We start from the raw sequence: 16,498 nt of genomic DNA, 5'->3' as shown, positions 1-16,498 counted from the left end.
ATTTAATTGATTTTTGAAAATATTACTAATGAGTCCTTTAAGGTTCCGGTTGTTGATTGTGAGGTGGCAATGATAAATAGCTTGCCAACATAGTTATCATCTCCAAGTGTAAATCGGTTTTCGATTTTTCCAGAATTAACCTCTTTGGTTTTATTCTGATAATTGTTAAAAACCCCATGTGGATTTCCTAAAGTATCCAAAACAATTGTTTCAGCAATAATACCCGAGTTCACCGTTCCGGTAGTGCGCGGCAATTCTGTGGTTATGGTTAATTCTTTGAACGAATTGGGATTTACAACTAAAGAATCTGCGAACACATTTATTTCGTCGGGGAGGGCATCATCAAATGTAATATTGGTAGTCCTTGAAAATTGAGCCCCATTTGCGGATGCCGTTGCTTTGACCTGTATAGTCTCCGCTCTATTATGAACGACAAATAGCTCGGAAATCCTTTGCTCGATATCGTTGTTGGAAGTAAACACTAAATCCTGACTGCTCATCTCCAAACTGTCCTTAAAGACAACAAAGTCTATTTTCTGATCATCTTCTGTAGAGAATTCCTTGTCAAAAGATACTACTACGGTTACTCTGGAAACCCCGTCTGCTGGAGCATTATCATTTCTGGTTTTGATGTCCATCAGCTTGATCAAACTCGAGGGGCTGAAATCATCAGTGTCTTCACAAGCAATTAACAAGGAAAGCACAAATAGAAATAGGAACTTATCTCTCATTATTCTGATTTTTTAAAGTTTCCGGTAAAAGATGGAATGGTTTTTTCCAGCCATTTTCGTATTTCAATGTCTATCGATAAACCTAAATAAGGAGAAAGTGCGAAGGATTTGTTCCCATTAATGGCATCAATCTTATTGTAGGCTACCGCACCAGCGTTAAGTCGAAGCGCATGATGAATTATTTTACGGCCAAACCCTAATATCAAAGAGTAATTGCTAAATAAATCATCTCTTACATTGTCTTCTGCAATGGAACTTAAGGTAATGCCAACATGCAAAGATGTCCTTTGACCAAAGGATAGTCTGGATTCTGCCATGGTTACGTCTTTGTTTACAGGTTCAAATGGGATATGAACACCAACAAAAGGAAGGCCACGATATTCGTTTCCGGGAAATCGATTTACCAAAAGACCAAAATCTGGAACCAAAGAACGCTTAAAGGATTTTTCAAAGGTCAGGGGAAAGGTTTTAAAATTTTCTGCAGCGCTAACAATGGTTTCAATATCTCTCAAGTAATTTGGGTGATAATTGCTAATAGAATCAAAATATTCTATTTCGTCTTGTATCTTATCATTAATGGATTTAATTATTTTGTCAATCTGATCTTTATCTGAATAATCAATTGTTTTGACAGGAAAACCCTTTTCTATGTGTTTTTTGTAAAAGTTGTAGAGACCAAGAAAATCATAGTGTTTGCCCAATCCAATTTCGGGATTGGAAAAATACCATGTGTCATCTATCCCAAAATCAGACTTCTTCTTAGCCCATTTTGCAAACCTTACTATTAGGTCAATGCTTGGAGGATTATATTTAATTATTGGAAAAGCAAATTCTGTTAGTCTTTTCAACTCATCCTTATCGGAATCGGATATCTGAGCATTATCCAATGTCAAATCTATTTTCGATTTGGAAACTAAGTCTTTAAAAACAACTAATTCATTAACTAGTGGATAATAATATAAATAGAATGGTTTTCTCTTTTCACTAAGTTCCATCATCATCCTCATCCATGATGTTTTAATATAACCTTCATTCAGTCCCTCATCGCGCATAGCTTCAAAGATTTTCAAAAGGTCATGTCCATAATATTTTGAAACTATGTAATAATATCTATTGACTCTTAGAGTAGGAACCTTAAAGAAGTAATGAAAGGCCTCCTGTTTCTCGATTTTTAGAAGACGTTCTTTTTTAATGTATTCATTGGATTGGGAATCTGTAAAATCCAGGGTTAGGTCCAAATTGTAGATATCCTTGGTATACTTACTTTTTATTTCATATAGAAATATTTCATCTACCGGATCTTTAATTTCTACTGAGTGGTCAAACACTTTTCCTATAGGTATTTCCTTCTGTTTTTTGCCTTTTTTTTCTTCCTCAAGCTTAATTGTGACATCATGGGTAGCTTGAATGATTAGTGGATCTTTTTTTTCATTTGACGATTCTTGCTTTTTTGGTTTTTCTTCCTCCGTTTTCTGGCCGAAAGCGAATTGTGAAGAACACAGGATTACTAAAATGAGAATAAGTCTTTTCATTTAGGTGATGTTAGTTTTTGGCATAAACCAAAACAGAAGAATACTGTTCTTGTTTGAGATAAGAAATGGGACTTTTGGACTCTTGTATGGGGGAGGATTGAAGTTACAACTTAGTATCTTTAAATAAATTGTAATCGGCTAAAAGTCAAATATTTAGATAAGTTGCAATTGACAAGGAAATGCCTTGAAAATTATACGGTTTTTGTGCAATGAGCACTGCAGAAAATCCGTAAAATTTCTATGGTTTTTCTATATCAGATGGCGAATGGAGTTGCTTTTCAATGGCTTTTACATCTAAAGTTGCTCCCTAACCCCATCCAAAAACTCGGCCTCTTCATGCGGAATCAGTTGAACCGCCATTTCCAGAACCGATAAAATGCTTACACCCGGTTCCACAATGGCTTCATGATTGCCAGAATTTTCATTGTCCAAAGCCAAAATGCAGACGTTGAGCAACGACTCCAACTTAAAAAGCAGGTCACGATAACCTTTGAACCGTAAGTTTGTAGCGCTAAAATCTCGTTTCTGGGGTGTTAACGAACCAAAATAGGCTTCCAAAGGAAGGTCTAGGTTTTCTAAGTAAATGGTTTTGTCTTTTTCCATGAAAAGTGATTTGGGTTGTTTTTCAGAAGTAAGTAAAAATTCGATAATGCGGACGATAGTCCGCATTATTTACATCATGAAACTTTTCCTTTGTTTTACAATGGAGATAAACAAAGCCATTTGCAACTACATATCATCTGAATGGATTGCTAAAGCAAAATCCAAAAGAGCATTTGCATTGGATCATAATATTGATGAGAAAATCGTTCGAAAAATTTCCCAAAAAGACGGTTATAACATCCCATTAAGAACACTTCACAAGATTTGCGAGGCAAGAGGGGTAAAGCTCTCTCAATTCTTTAGTCAGATTGAAAGCTAACTATAACTTAGTTGATTTTTTCAAGAAAAATGAGTTATTAACAACTCCTATGAGTTATCCACTTTAGTTTTGTGTACTGAGAGTGTATAACTCAACTTTAAGATTTTCCTCAAGTAATGGGCAGAACTCTATTTTTACTATTGAAAATTTGAAGGAGTCGAGTTTTCAAATGCTAGTTGTCCCGTTGAAGAGGTCCAAACTCTTTAATCGCTGGCAAATGAATCTTTGGTCGGGTGTCCAAATCCCGACCCCTTCTTTTTCAAAATTACTGAAATAAGTGATTCTGTCAATTCAATATTATGCACAATTACCTTTATCAACATTGCTTGAATCGAGATTCAACTTAATATGTACTATAGTTAATCGTCGTAACTAATTCGCTCTCGAATACCACCACTTTCCCGGTGAATGATGACATCGGCCTTATATTTTTTGGCCAGACTTTTGGCTTTGCGAATCGCCGTACTCTGCTTACGATGTTTGCTGGTAACCCGTTTGTTGCCTTCCCGGCGTACGGCCCAACCTTCTTCAAAAGGGACCACATGTTGGTGCCAAGTGCGGCCTCTTTTGCTGCCTTCCTTGTTGTTAACAAAAACCTCTATGAGGTCGATAAGAATTCGTAACCAAGATTTTCCTGTGGACATGGGAATTAGTAATGATTTCGAAGATAATGGTAATCAACGAAAGTATGGGGATAAAAAGAACCCTCCGAAGCTTTGAGCGAGGTGAAAAGCGTAGGAGCGAGTTAAATCAAACGTTTGTGTAAGATTTAACAGCTTATAAATGGGAATAAACAATCATCGTAATTGGATTTTGCCAAGTGTAGATTGAAAAATAAGGCAAGAATTAGAGAAATAACCGTAATAACTATGGCAATGTCCAATACTTGCTTTGACCTTGCCAATTTTAGGTACGTTATAAAGCCCAAAGTGCCCAGATAGAAGCACAATTTGGCATAATCCAAATCTGGAATTATGCTGGCAATTTGATCCTGATATTCAATATTAATTATTAGAAGTATCGCGTTTATTAAGAATAGGAATAGTGTTATGTTCTTTATTTTGAATCGCATTTAGTCTAAATCGATTTAGAGCGTTTTTTTACAAGATAAGACGATAAAACAAAATCGGGTGAAAAAACAAAAGAGCCCTCCTTCGCTTTTCGCTGAGCTCAAAGCTGCGGAGGGCGTAGGTGGAGCCGGAGGGATTCGAACCCTCGTCCAAACAAGCAATCGCATTGCTTTCTACATGCGTAGTCCCTGTTCAATTTTCGATGCACAACCGACCAAAGACCGCCTATTGTACACTTAGCTTCTTAAGATTTTGGTGGTACCATCAAAGCCATGGTACCCTTATGTTGACTTTTTTGGTGCTCCTAAATAGATCGCCGTCAACAAGGGCTATCCAGGAACATCTCGCTTCCCTACCTAGTAGAGACGAGGCTAATCTTACTATAATTCAGATTAAGCGGCAAGAGCGTAGTTATTATCGCCAATTAAAAGTGTGGAAAATGATATTAACGAGCTATATCCCAGCGCTCGGCATGCTTACAATCCAATTGGTCTCGCTGTCAAAACCAGTCGGCCCCATAAATCAAAGAACAATAGTATTTTTGTGGGCGTTTCCCCTTTTCGTTTTTAACTTCAAGGGGTCGGGCTATCGGCGGTACACGGTACTAGCCTCTATCCCTAACGCAGCTTGCAAAGGTATTCCAAAAACTATTCCAAAAAAAGTTTTGGAGACCAAACACTAAAAGTTATGTTTGTAACAATAACTAACCAAAAAGTTATATAATTAATGAAATTCGGAATCATAAGAGAACGAAAGAACCCACCCGACCGTAGGGTTGTATTGTCACCAAACGAATGTCAAAATGTGCTTTCAAACTTCCCAGAAGCACAGCTTACCTTAGAATCATCCCCCATTAGAGTGTTCACAGACCAAGAATATGAGGATATGGGTGTTTCTGTAGCACAAAATGTAGACGATTGCGATGTTATGTTGGGCGTTAAAGAAGTGCCTATCAAAGCGCTGATTCCGAACAAAAAATACTTTTTCTTTTCCCATACCATAAAAAAACAACCCTATAATCGCAAGCTGCTTCAAGCAATCCTGGACAAAAATATTGAACTGTACGACCATGAGGTCATCACCAACACCAAAGGACAACGTTTGGTGGCCTTCGGACGCTACGCGGGTATTGTTGGAGCTTACAACGGAATCCGTGCATATGGATTAAAGTTCGACTTGTTCAATCTACCAAAGGCGGAAACACTTAGGGATCAGGACGCATTGATTTCTGAACTGAATAAAATCAAATTGCCCAACATTAAAATATTATTAACCGGTAGGGGAAGGGTAGGTAACGGTTCTAGAGAAATGTTGGATGCGATGAACCTCAGAAAAGTAAATGTAGCCGAATATTTAAGTGAGTCGTTCAACGAGCCCGTGTACTGCCAAATAGATGCCTCCGAATACAACAAACGTAAAGATGGAGTGCGTGGTAACAAGGCAGATTTCTTTGCAAATCCAGAAGAGTATAAATCCAATTTCTTCCGTTTCGCAGAAGTGACAGACTTTTACATTGCCGGTCATTTTTATGGAGATGGTGCACCCTATTTGTACACTCGTGAAGATGCCAAACACCCAGATTTCAAAATTAAGGTGGTGGCCGATGTAAGTTGTGATATTGATGGTCCAGTGGCCACAACCATTAAACCCAGCACTATTGCTGACCCCATATATGGTTATGATCCGCAATCCGAAAAAGAGGTTAATTTCAGAAATCCAGATGCCGTAGCGGTGATGGCGGTCGATAACTTGCCCTGCGAATTACCCAGGGATGCAAGCAATGGTTTTGGTGGAGCTTTTTCCAAATATGTGATTCCCGCTTTCTTCAATAATGACGAAGATGGCATTTTGGAACGAGCCAGAATGACACACAACGGGAAGTTGACCGAACGCTACGCATACTTGCAAGATTATGTGGATGGACTGGAAAACTAGCCCTTAATCGAGGAGTAGGTACCCGATTTCCACTTAAGCTGTTATTTTTTGCTATATTGGTTCTCTTTATAGCTAATATTGTGACATTCAATTGGATAATATCTGGCGATGACGATTCTTCAATGAAGAAGGCCCGCATCGATTTAGAATATAGGTTAAGACCCCGAATCACCAGATTCCTGCTCTCGCAATTTGCTGAGGATTACCAAATCGATTTTTCAAGCTTTCATTTTGATGTTGATTGGAAAAACCAATGGGTTTGGATTTCAGAAAAAACACCTCACCACTTTATAGAAAAAATAAAGGTCGATTTCGATAACGAAATCAATGGCTCACACCTTTTTTCCGTGGCCTAATCTTCCACAGTTAAATTTCTGCTCAATACAGCATGCTCCTTGGGTGCCGTATATGTTCTAATGGCACTTAACTTTAATTCAATACCATCCAGTTGCTCCAATGTTTTTATCTGCAATGTTTTCGTGCCTTTGGCAGGAACGGTAAATACTGCCGGATTTGAGTAGAAATTGTAGGGCATCAAGTTTTCGAATAACAAATCGGTGCTGGAAATATTTTCAAGGGTCACTCTCAAAATGGAGGTTTTCCCAATGTATTTAGCTTCTTTCACCTGAATACAGGCATTAAGCAAAGGAAGTAGGTTTTCCTTCTTGCCAACCATCAAATCGTCAAAAACGGCAACAGTTCTTCCGGCAAACAGAGCTTCCCTAATACTATTTTGCGTTCTTTCTTTGGCAAATACCAAGGTTATTGGACGCGAATGTCCTTTTTCCTTGAAATGCCAATCGATCAATCCATGGATATCACTGGTTCCCATGATGGTCAAATTCTGTTCTAAGGCCAAAGCCAGAGATTCTTCGGCATAATCACCATCATTGATCACCTCAATGCCGTGCAGTTCTCCGTTTTGTATTCTCGCCTTCTGAAAGTCGCTCAAATTTGGATTTCCGTTCGGGTTTTGAGGATGCCAGGCTGGATGGTTCCAAAAGACAAAAGCATTCTGACTTTTTGCGGTACTAAAAGCTTCCTCAGCTTCATCTTGCAAGAGGTCATTGGCATCAGTAATAAAAATGGCGTTGCTGTGCCCAATGGGTGCCCCTCTAGTAATTTCTGAACCAGGTATAACTATTAAGTCGTGCGACTTCGCTTCTTGAATTGCCAACTCATGGGCCCTGTTTCTGTCTGGATGTGGAATATCTTTTGAATGTGGTTGATATTCTAGATGTTCCGTGAGCGAAATAGCATCAAGGTTATCACGAAGTGCTTCCATAATTCGAATATTCGGCCAAACATAACCATCCGAGAAAACGGTATGTTGATGAAAATCGGTCTTTAGTGTTTTATACCCGGGTACATCAGGAAACGACAATGCTTGTGTACTACTATGGGAATGTTGTTGTGAGTAAATGGCATTGGAGAAAACAATGGCGAAGAGGATGGTTTGGATTTTCATGATTGCGGTTTTATCAAAAGTATGAAACTGCCGGGTTCAGACATAATGCAGAAGGTTTTCTTTTGGTTAACAATGGGTTAGAGATCATTTTTGGGAAAGGATTATTGCTTAAACCATCTGAAAAGCGCAAAAATTATTGATAAAAACAGTCCAAAGGCCAATGTCATCAAATAAACGTAGGGAGAGGTCAAGCTATCTAATATCTGTGATACGAGATACTTGGGTCTGAATACGATGTCCCACGAGTTAAATCGTAAGAATCTGCCGAGATAGATGCCGTACCCATTTAGTATGCAAATGACAAGAATGGTCATGGGAATCCATTTTTTTGGGATTGAAGGACGTAAAAGTTCGACAGCATCTGAAAGGGAAAGTACATAGAGCACCAATCCATTGCAAGCAAAGGCGAATACCATGAACAAGTCAAACCATAGCCAATCGGAATGGGGATTGTGAAGGTGTATGATATCCGTGATTAGATAGGGTGCATTAGGTAAGAGTAGCAACCATAAGGTAAATACGATCACCTTAATGGATTTTCGGATTTTGGTGCTGTCGTAAAATAAAGCAGTTTGCGTGATGGCGTATGGTAATATGGCCAGAAAAAGATTCCATATCAAAAAAGTATAGAAAAAAGTTCCTGTGGATAGAATACGGAGGCCTACTAATGAGATCAAAAAACCTAAAGAGATTAATAGCGGTAGATATGACCTTAAGAAAAAACAGATAAAATACATCACATTAAATTTTTAAATGATGCGCCACTCCATGAATCATGGAAGTGGCGCAAGAAGAAATTAAGCAGGTTGTTCGGTGCCGTCCCAGTCAATCCGACGAGAAGTAAACATGATGATGCTTAGTATGACAAACAATCCTACGCTGCCGACCAACAAGGCATAATCTTCCAATTGAATAATTACAAAGATGAATGCGTACAGACTGAACATTGACCCAAGTATCAAGAAGGTGAATTTTAGATTCTTTAGAATAGACCTTGAATATATCGTGATCAAGGAGACCACCGCAACTCCCGAAATCAGATAGGCGTTCAAATAGTTTTGATGTTCAGAAATGGAAATCAAAAGTGTATAGAACATTACCAAGGCCAACCCAATCATTAAATATTGGAAAGGATGAATCGCAATTTTACTGCTTATTTGAATTAACAAGAACACCAAAAGGGTGAGCCCAATGATCATCAACCCATATTTGCTGGTGCGTTCGGTTTTTTGATAATCATCTATGGGAACAAGAAATTCTGTTCCAAAGGAAAAATCGGAAAGATTGGGAAGGCTGTCAAAAAAGTACTGTCCAAACCTCCTGTTGGTTTCCAAGACTTTCCATTTGGCTTCAAATCCATTACTGGAAATCTTTTTGCCTTCAGTGTCAGGTAAAAAGTTGCCGTTAAAACTAGGAGAGTGCCAGTTGGATTTCATGGCCACCGTAGTTTCCTTTCCAATAGGAATAAACTGTAAAGTGCTGCTACCGTTTATAGCGATTTTGGATTCAAAGGCAAGTGGTTGTTTTTGAATTTCCTGAACATTTTTGAGATACCCTGATTCAAGGGTGTTCATATAGGCATTGTCGAATTTAGGCTTTAGGTCATATTCGTTTTCTCCAAGGGTGACTTTTACGGTATTCCGAATTCCTTTAAGATTACTGGTCTTGACAAGCAATGTGGCTTTGTCCCAAAGAATGTCCTCTTCCTTTATTTCTTTTACCGAGAAATTAAGTTTGGTGAATGTTCCTGTGATTTGGTTTTCTGAGGAGAAAACTACGGATTCATAGATGCCACGTTCCAAAGGTTTAGTCTTTACCTGGGACTTAATGTCTAGCTCCCACGGAAAAAAATATGCATGATGTCTTTCTGGTTTTTGAGTAGTTAGAAACGTCTTTGTTTTTTCATCAAATACCTTTTCCTCGACATAGACGTTGTACGGAACTTTTAAAATGGGACCGTTCAGGATTACTTGGTTTCCCCATTTTGTGTTGATTTCATCAATTACCTCAGTTTGTCTAAACCCTCTTTCCCGTATTAGATCTTTTACAAATCCTAAAGGAATCAGGAGGATAAGAATCAAGAATCCTACGGTTAGCATTTTAGCAGAGATTGAGTTTTTAAACCAGTTTCCAATTTTTTGTTTTTTAGATGTCATTTTTCAATATTTAAAGTACTTTGAATTTCAAAGTGAATTAATAAAAAAATTTATGTTTGATTTTTAATGATATGTTCCAGCGCTTCAATATGTTTTTTGAAGGATAATTTACCCAACTTGGTTGCAGAGTAACGGGTATTCGGTTTTTTACCGATAAACGACTTTTCAATTTTGATGTATTCCGCTTTTTCCAAGGTCTTGGTGTGGCTTGCTAGGTTGCCATCGGTAACATCGAGCAATTCTTTTAATCGATTAAAATCGACCTCCTCGTTGACCATGAGAATCGTCATGATACCCAAACGAATTCGGTGGTCAAAAAGCTTGTTGATGTTATCTATCAGCCCCATGTTACGCCTTTTGCTCTTTAAAGTAGATCAAACTACCGTAAATGATATGCAATACACCAAAACCTATGATCCAAAACCAGAATCCGTATCCAGGAAAAGCTGCACAAATTAGTCCAAGAACGATTTCCACATATCCCAGGTATCTCACATTACCAATCGTATATTTTGAGGCATTTACCAGTGCCAAGCCATAAAAAATAAGCATCAACGAACCTGTCAATCCGTAGTGTTGGCTGTTTAATTTTATTAGGATATAGATACCTCCGGTGACCAAAGGAATCAGAAAATTAATCAATAATCTTTTCGTAGTGTCATCCCATATCTTTTCATTGTTCTGTTTGGCTTTTCTGGTAGTCAACAAGTAGGCTGTGACAAAACTCAAAACCGCAACAGCGATCAATACACCAATAATCATTCTAAAATTCCAGCTATGCAGTACTACATAATCATTGGTGGGTAAGAGGAATATGTAAGTTATGATGGCCCCTGTTATGGCGTAGATGCCGGCAAGGATTCCAGAAAGTCCGCTCAGCGATATGAATCGTGACGAGCGGCTCATTAAATCTTTGATTTCGGTGATGTCTTCCAGATATTTCTTTGATTCCATTTTAAAGTACTTTGAAATTCAAAGTTAAAATTATTTTCTATTGAAAAAATATTTTTACATAAAATTATGACTTGACCCATTATTTTTGGAATATGAACCCAGCTGAAGAGTACATTCTAAATCAAGAAGAACCTTTTAAAAGCATTTTGTTGCAACTTCAAGTACTTGTTGAAACAACGATTCCCCAGCTCGAATTGAAGTATAAGTATCGAATTCCCTTCTATTATCTGGAGGGAAAGCCATTCTGCTATTTAAATGTTCCTAAAAAGAAACCCTACGTGGATGTTGGATTCTGGAGCGCTGCCCATTTAACGGTCCACTTAGATAAAATGGTGACCGACGGAAGAAAAGTGATGAAATCATTGCGATATACAACTTTGGAAGAAATTGATGCCGAAGTTCTGATGGAGGTCGTTCTAGATGCCCAAAGCGTTAACCACAAAGGGTTTTGGAAAGATTGACTAGTTCTCTTTAGGGCCGATTTTGATAAGGGAGTTGCGTTCAATGTCCACAGCAATTTCAAAGAACTTCTTGAGGTTTAAATAGAATTCAGGCTGAAAGTGAGTGCTTTTTAACTGCAGCGTATATCGAACTACCAGTTTCTGCCCCGATGCGGAGCTTGCAAATTGTATGATCCCCGAATTTTCTGGAAGTGCAATCGTTTGATCTTTGGGACGCTCCTTTATTTCATGGCTTTCCGGAATAAAAAAGCTCATATTATATTCATATTGCCTAGGATAGCCAAAATCTACAGGAAAGTTCCGCGTTTCACTCAAGAAAGGGTTGGTTTTAAAAAACTGAATAAAAACCGGGTTCAAGTATAAGCTTCCGGTTGAATGGTCAGTTTCTATAGAAAAATCGTAGGTCTGCGTGGTTTTTTTATCGTCACTCAGCTTTTCTTCAAACGTATATTCATCGATGTACAATCCGGACAAAGACCTTTCAAAACTATCCAGATATTCTTCTTCGGACATGGATGCTAAGGTCTCATATTTGGAAACCGCTTTATAACCTTGATTGATCTCCCGTATTTTTCCGTTGATTTCTCCAGACAATGGATCCACGTTGGCGGTTCCCCAAAAAGACACCCGATTTCGTTTTTCTGGTTGAATTTCATACCAATAACTAGCTTCTTTAAAATCCATTACACGGCCATAATGGTTGAGACACCGGAACGGCAACATTCCAAATGGATTTGACTTATTTGTGGCATCAAGGAGGTATACTTTTCCATCTATTTCGGCCTTGGCAATTACGTAATTAAAGTCATTGATAACGGGTTGGACCCTTTTTGGAAGCTTTCGGTTTCTGGTCGCCAACAACATTAGGTTGACCTTGATGCCAGCCGCTTTTAGAAAATTGATCAATGAGATGTTAATTTCACCAACATCACCTTTTTTTGTGTTGAAAGCCTCTTTTACCCTGGTGTCTTTATAAATTCCGTACTTACCATTCCAAGTGAAGTGATCCTTTACAAATTGATAAATATTTTTTGCTCGGGTAAGTTGATCACCCTCACTTAGCAACTGCTGGGGAATGTTTTTTTCAGAAAAGTGATTCTTGGTCAACTGTCTCCCAATATCTCTGTCCTTTTTAAATTCAGTATCAACATCTTTCCAGGTTTTTGTGTATTCTTTTTTGGAGCCGTCAAAGCCATGAAATACGGCCAGTTCAAAATCCAGGCGAGCCATATAGTTTGAAGTGGCGAGCATATATTCCTCTTCCTCACTAAAGGCTGGAATATCTTTCATGGCATATTTTATCACTTCACAATCTGCAGAGCCATAACGACCGCCTACATAAAAACATTCTTTCTTTATGCTGGTCTCCTCCACATCTAGTTTTATACCACCTATCAAAGTTCGATTATAGAAATAGTTGCCAGGGATTTTCGCATTGAATTCACTGTATAGCTTTGGAATAGTGGATTGAAAATCCCATCCATCGAGATTGAAGAAGAAAGGAGACTTTACCTTGTAGGTGTATTGAATAATTGAACCTTCTTTGATATTTGGCAAAGTAAAGCGTTTTAATGACCAATTCTCACCATTGTCAACTGTGAAGATATTGTCCTGGGTCAGCCCTGTTTTTTGTTTGCCATTATGCGTTATACCTCGGATATCGTAAACCTTTTCGGTTCGCTCATCGGTATGGAAATATGGAATATCAATATTAGCATGCTCAAAGCCTTTGTCAGATAAAATCTTGATTTTTACAAGGTACTCCTTGATGAGATAAACATGATTGCCAATAAGCTCGAATTTAAAATCTCCAATCTCATGAAGGACTATGGCCTTCGCCGTGGTATCCTTTTGATATAGTTTAAAATCAATATCAGATTGGGTAACGCTTCCAAATTCGCTTTCATGCTGTTGAGAAAAACTTGGGAGATTAAATAAAAGAATGGAAACAAGACAAAATATCTTTTTCATATACGCGAATAATTGCCGTGATGCTGTTTTACAATTGGTTGATGACTTTACGAATAGCAACCAAATCGGTCAACAGCTTTTCCAATAGACTTAAGTCTAACATATTGGCACCATCACTTTTGGCGTTTTTTGGATCAAAATGAGTTTCCATAAAAAGACCATCCACACCTGCGGCTATCCCAGCGCGGGCCATTGTTCCAATCAAGGCCGGTCTTCCACCGGTTACCCCTGAGGATTGATTGGGCTGCTGTAGCGAGTGGGTTACATCCAATACAACTGGAGCATACTGCTTCATGGTTGGAACGCCTCTAAAATCAACAACCATATCTTGATATCCGAACATGGTTCCACGATCTGTAATCCAAGCTTGTTCATTCCCGGAATCGGTTACCTTTTTTACGGCATGTTGCATGCTTTCAGGACTCATGAACTGCCCTTTTTTCAAGTTCACCACCTTGCCTGTTTCGGCAGCAGCTACTACCAAATCCGTCTGGCGTACCAAAAAAGCTGGTATTTGGAGTACGTCAACATATTCCGCAGCTTTGGTTGCATCAGAAATCTCATGAATATCGGTAACCGTGGGCACATCAAAGGTTTCGGAAACTTTTCTGAGAATTTTTAGTGCCTTTTCATCACCAATTCCTGTAAACGAATCAATTCTACTTCGATTCGCTTTTTTAAAACTCCCTTTGAATACGTAGGGAATTTGCAATTTGTCCGTAATGGAAACCACCTTTTCGGCAATTTTTAGTGCCATTTCTTCGCCTTCAATGGCACAGGGGCCTGCCAACAAGAAAAAATTATCTCCATTTGTATGTTTTAACCTCGGAATTGCGTCTAATTGCATCTAACAGATATTTTGAACAAAAATACTTTTTTTAAAAAGTATATGTTCTAATAGTACCAAATTAACCTACAATGCATCGAATTTTACTTTTTGTATTTGTTTTTTGGAGCACACTGGCATCATCGCAGTTTGGAAGAAATTGTGAGGTAAGACAGCTAAAAATTAATTTGATCAATCCTGGGCTTGAATATGAAATGGGCCTTGGTGTGAACAGTACACTGGATTTCAGGGTTGCTTGGCAGTTTGCCTTGGAGCCAGCTAGCGCTCAACCTTTAGAGAATTATGACTTTTTCCCGGCAATAACGGTACAAAACCGCTATTATCATAATTTAACGAGTAGGGATAGAAGGGGTAGGTCTATCTATGGTAATTCTGGAAATTACATCGCACCTACTGTTGCTGTTTTTTCTCCTGATGAACGTATTGTTGAAAATACCAGAGTAGATGGAATACATGGTTATGGCGGATTGGTCTATGGCGTGCAACGAAGCTACAATTCGGGGTTAAGTTTTTCTATTGACGCGGGAGCTGGATATTATGTTGGGCCGTTTAAGGGCGGCATTTATCCGGTTGTGAATTTGAGTATTGGGTGGATTATTAGCGAAAAACGTTGGTGTGTGGGGCGCTAGTTTTTACAGCATGATTTTTTTAATCGTATCCATATATCCGCGACTTACCCGGACCACATCATCATTTTCCATGGTAACATCATAGCTCTTACCATATTTGTTCAGTTCCCTTACCCTGTCCAAATTAATCATAGAGGATCTATGCACACGTAAGAACATTTTTGGATTTAGTTTTTGTTCTAGATCAGAGATGCCAAAATTACTTAAGTACACTTGATCCAAAGTATGTATTTTAGAGTAGTCTCCGTAAGCTTCTATCCAAATGATATCTTCACATTTGATGGTGATTAGCTTTTTATTGAAATGGACCAATACACGGTTAGGGTAGGAGGTCTCTTCCATAAAAATACTCTGTGCTAAAGCGCCGAGTTTGTCGTTTTCGACATCCAATCGTTTCACGGCGATTTTAAACCGCTCCTTGGTATAAGGTTTCAGTAAATAATCCACGGCATGTACTTCAAATGCTTTAAGTGCATATTCATCATAGGCCGTGGAAAAAATAATCTTTGGAATCTCTTCTAAATGACTGAGTACTTCAAAACCAGTCTTACCTGGCATTTGAATGTCCAAAAAAACATAATCTGGTTTAAACCGATTAATCTCGGTAATAGCATCCACTCCGTTGTTCACCTCGGCAATCAAAACTAAATCGGGATAATCTTCCAGATATTCCTTGATAAGTGTCCTGCCAGCTTTTTCATCATCGGCTATCAGTACTTTCTTCATAGGGCAAATCGTATTTTTAAGCCTTGCGGGGTGTTGTCCAAAACTTCCATATGTGATTCGTACATTTTCAACAAGCGCAAGCGTGTATTGGTCAACCCAACGCCTTTTTCAAAAATACTTTCTTTGTCTTTTACTCCGATTCCTGTGTCTGCAATCTCAAACTTTAATTTTTCTCCATCCTTAAAAATGGATATGGTTATAGTACCTCCTTTTAAAGTGTTGGAAATTCCATGTTTTACCGAGTTTTCGACCAATGGCTGTAATAACATCGGAGGAATTTCTTCTTTAAGCAATTCGGTCGGTACGTTAATTTCGATATTCAATCGTTCTTCAAAACGAGCTTTTTCCAATTTCAGGTACTTCTTTACAAAATCGAGCTCTTCTTCCAAGGTGACCAATTCTTTTTTGGACGCTTTTAATTGATATCTGAATAAATCTGACAGTGTAGCGATCATCTGTCGCGTTTTTTCTTGTTTGGCAGGAACAGAAGCGTTGATGGTATTAAAAACATTATAAAGAAAATGCGGATTCAATTGTGCTTTAATAGCTGCCAATTCACTTTTGAGGGCGGCTTGTTTTAATTCGCCTTCTAGCTTTAATTTTTTTTGGTTCTCCTTATAATGCTCGTACGTATGATAAATGCCGAATTGAATCAAGTAAAATAAAGCGGGTATATATAAATCCCATATTTGAGCCGTCTCCTGAAGGTGAAACCATCCCAAAGCCTCACAGATATAATAATATAAAATTCGAGCAGTATAGATGAAAATGGGAAGAAAAAGAGCGTGCAAAAGCAGTCTTTTCCATAAGCTGAGATGTTTTAGTCTTATGAAAATCAACCACCAGATGGGTATAGTGAACACCAAAAGTATGCTATACTGAAGTCCCCCTCCATCTATAAAAGCCTTTAAACTCAGTAAAGTAGAATCCACTCCTGCTTTATGTGGAATGCTCAACCAAACGGTAAGGTGATAAAAAAAAGCGGAGATGGCATACAATCCTAGGACCATCAAAATTTCCTTTACGGAAATCCCCCAAACAACTTTTTTGTCCATTTTTCAATCTTTTTTGGAAGATACTAACAAAACACATTTCG

The 16,498-nt window shown here is 38.3% G+C and carries 18 protein-coding genes and 1 other RNA gene; 5 read left to right on the top strand and 14 right to left on the bottom strand.

What is annotated here, in order from left to right:
* Window positions 1-2: 2 nt before the first annotated feature.
* From ACOKFG_RS15595 to ACOKFG_RS15585, 3 genes are all read right to left on the bottom strand, one after another.
* Complete coding sequence (locus tag ACOKFG_RS15595) at window positions 3-731, bottom strand: hypothetical protein (protein WP_298791237.1); 729 nt, start codon at window positions 729-731, stop codon at window positions 3-5.
* On the bottom strand, window positions 731-2,263 hold the full coding sequence (locus tag ACOKFG_RS15590; protein ID WP_298791235.1) for a hypothetical protein: 1,533 nt from the start codon (window positions 2,261-2,263) through the stop codon (window positions 731-733). The genes ACOKFG_RS15595 and ACOKFG_RS15590 overlap by 1 nt, the downstream gene beginning before the upstream one ends.
* 294 nt (window positions 2,264-2,557) lie before the next feature.
* A complete protein-coding gene (locus tag ACOKFG_RS15585) occupies window positions 2,558-2,866 on the bottom strand; it encodes a hypothetical protein (RefSeq protein WP_298791234.1) in 309 nt (102 codons plus the stop codon).
* A gap of 46 nt (window positions 2,867-2,912) precedes the next feature.
* Here ACOKFG_RS15585 and ACOKFG_RS15580 point away from each other — a divergent pair, with 46 nt between their 5' ends.
* Window positions 2,913-3,185, top strand: coding sequence for a transcriptional regulator (locus ACOKFG_RS15580; RefSeq protein ID WP_298791233.1), 273 nt, complete (start codon window positions 2,913-2,915; stop codon window positions 3,183-3,185).
* Between the two features lie 359 nt (window positions 3,186-3,544).
* On the opposite strand, the gene ACOKFG_RS15575 is transcribed toward ACOKFG_RS15580, so the two are convergent.
* Together ACOKFG_RS15575 and ssrA are read right to left on the bottom strand one after the other, a co-directional pair.
* A complete protein-coding gene (locus ACOKFG_RS15575) occupies window positions 3,545-3,829 on the bottom strand; it encodes a DUF2188 domain-containing protein (protein ID WP_298791231.1) in 285 nt (94 codons plus the stop codon).
* A gap of 545 nt (window positions 3,830-4,374) precedes the next feature.
* Window positions 4,375-4,772, bottom strand: a transfer-messenger RNA (tmRNA) gene (ssrA, locus tag ACOKFG_RS15570).
* A 209-nt stretch (window positions 4,773-4,981) separates the two neighbouring features.
* On the opposite strand from ssrA, the gene ACOKFG_RS15565 reads away from it, so the two are divergent.
* Both ACOKFG_RS15565 and ACOKFG_RS15560 read left to right on the top strand, forming a co-directional pair.
* Entirely contained in the window at window positions 4,982-6,190 is a 1,209-nt protein-coding gene (locus ACOKFG_RS15565) for an NAD(P)-dependent oxidoreductase (RefSeq protein WP_422861577.1), read from the top strand.
* 122 nt (window positions 6,191-6,312) lie between these two features.
* Window positions 6,313-6,546 carry a hypothetical protein gene (locus ACOKFG_RS15560; RefSeq protein WP_422861576.1) on the top strand — a complete coding sequence of 78 codons (234 nt, stop codon included), beginning with the start codon at window positions 6,313-6,315 and terminating at the stop codon, window positions 6,544-6,546.
* Here ACOKFG_RS15560 and ACOKFG_RS15555 read toward each other — a convergent pair.
* From ACOKFG_RS15555 to ACOKFG_RS15535, 5 genes are all read right to left on the bottom strand, one after another.
* Complete coding sequence (locus ACOKFG_RS15555) at window positions 6,543-7,658, bottom strand: Sb-PDE family phosphodiesterase (protein ID WP_422861575.1); 1,116 nt, start codon at window positions 7,656-7,658, stop codon at window positions 6,543-6,545. The genes ACOKFG_RS15560 and ACOKFG_RS15555 overlap by 4 nt on opposite strands.
* 101 nt (window positions 7,659-7,759) lie before the next feature.
* On the bottom strand, window positions 7,760-8,395 hold the full coding sequence (locus ACOKFG_RS15550; protein WP_298791221.1) for a DUF1361 domain-containing protein: 636 nt from the start codon (window positions 8,393-8,395) through the stop codon (window positions 7,760-7,762).
* A gap of 60 nt (window positions 8,396-8,455) precedes the next feature.
* A complete protein-coding gene (gene creD / locus ACOKFG_RS15545; RefSeq protein ID WP_298791220.1) occupies window positions 8,456-9,814 on the bottom strand; it encodes a cell envelope integrity protein CreD in 1,359 nt (452 codons plus the stop codon).
* A 50-nt stretch (window positions 9,815-9,864) separates the two neighbouring features.
* Complete coding sequence (locus ACOKFG_RS15540) at window positions 9,865-10,161, bottom strand: winged helix-turn-helix domain-containing protein (protein WP_298791218.1); 297 nt, start codon at window positions 10,159-10,161, stop codon at window positions 9,865-9,867.
* 1 nt (window position 10,162) lies between these two features.
* Complete coding sequence (locus tag ACOKFG_RS15535; protein ID WP_298791216.1) at window positions 10,163-10,768, bottom strand: hypothetical protein; 606 nt, start codon at window positions 10,766-10,768, stop codon at window positions 10,163-10,165.
* Between the two features lie 92 nt (window positions 10,769-10,860).
* On the opposite strand from ACOKFG_RS15535, the gene ACOKFG_RS15530 reads away from it, so the two are divergent.
* Window positions 10,861-11,229, top strand: a complete 369-nt coding sequence (locus ACOKFG_RS15530) for a DUF1801 domain-containing protein (RefSeq protein ID WP_422861574.1) — start codon at window positions 10,861-10,863, stop codon at window positions 11,227-11,229.
* Here the strand turns inward: ACOKFG_RS15530 and ACOKFG_RS15525 are convergent, their stop codons facing one another.
* Both ACOKFG_RS15525 and kdsA read right to left on the bottom strand, forming a co-directional pair.
* A complete protein-coding gene (locus ACOKFG_RS15525; protein WP_422861573.1) occupies window positions 11,230-13,200 on the bottom strand; it encodes a transglutaminase domain-containing protein in 1,971 nt (656 codons plus the stop codon).
* Between the two features lie 28 nt (window positions 13,201-13,228).
* A complete protein-coding gene (kdsA, locus tag ACOKFG_RS15520; RefSeq protein WP_298791210.1) occupies window positions 13,229-14,047 on the bottom strand; it encodes a 3-deoxy-8-phosphooctulonate synthase in 819 nt (272 codons plus the stop codon).
* Window positions 14,048-14,118: 71 nt separating this feature from the next.
* On the opposite strand from kdsA, the gene ACOKFG_RS15515 reads away from it, so the two are divergent.
* Window positions 14,119-14,676, top strand: coding sequence for a DUF3575 domain-containing protein (locus ACOKFG_RS15515; RefSeq protein ID WP_298791208.1), 558 nt, complete (start codon window positions 14,119-14,121; stop codon window positions 14,674-14,676).
* 3 nt (window positions 14,677-14,679) lie between these two features.
* Here the strand turns inward: ACOKFG_RS15515 and ACOKFG_RS15510 are convergent, their stop codons facing one another.
* Window positions 14,680-15,402 (bottom strand): LytR/AlgR family response regulator transcription factor, encoded by a 723-nt coding sequence (locus ACOKFG_RS15510; RefSeq protein ID WP_422861572.1) that lies wholly within the window; start codon window positions 15,400-15,402, stop codon window positions 14,680-14,682.
* Complete coding sequence (locus ACOKFG_RS15505; protein WP_422861571.1) at window positions 15,399-16,457, bottom strand: sensor histidine kinase; 1,059 nt, start codon at window positions 16,455-16,457, stop codon at window positions 15,399-15,401. Before ACOKFG_RS15505 ends, ACOKFG_RS15510 begins: the two co-directional genes overlap by 4 nt.
* Window positions 16,458-16,498: the final 41 nt, after the last annotated feature.

The organism is Flagellimonas rhodophyticola (genome assembly GCF_049332665.1).
GTDB lineage: Bacteria > Bacteroidota > Bacteroidia > Flavobacteriales > Flavobacteriaceae > Flagellimonas.
Note: the sequence above shows the minus strand (reverse complement) of the source record. Positions and strands in the feature narration are given on the sequence as shown.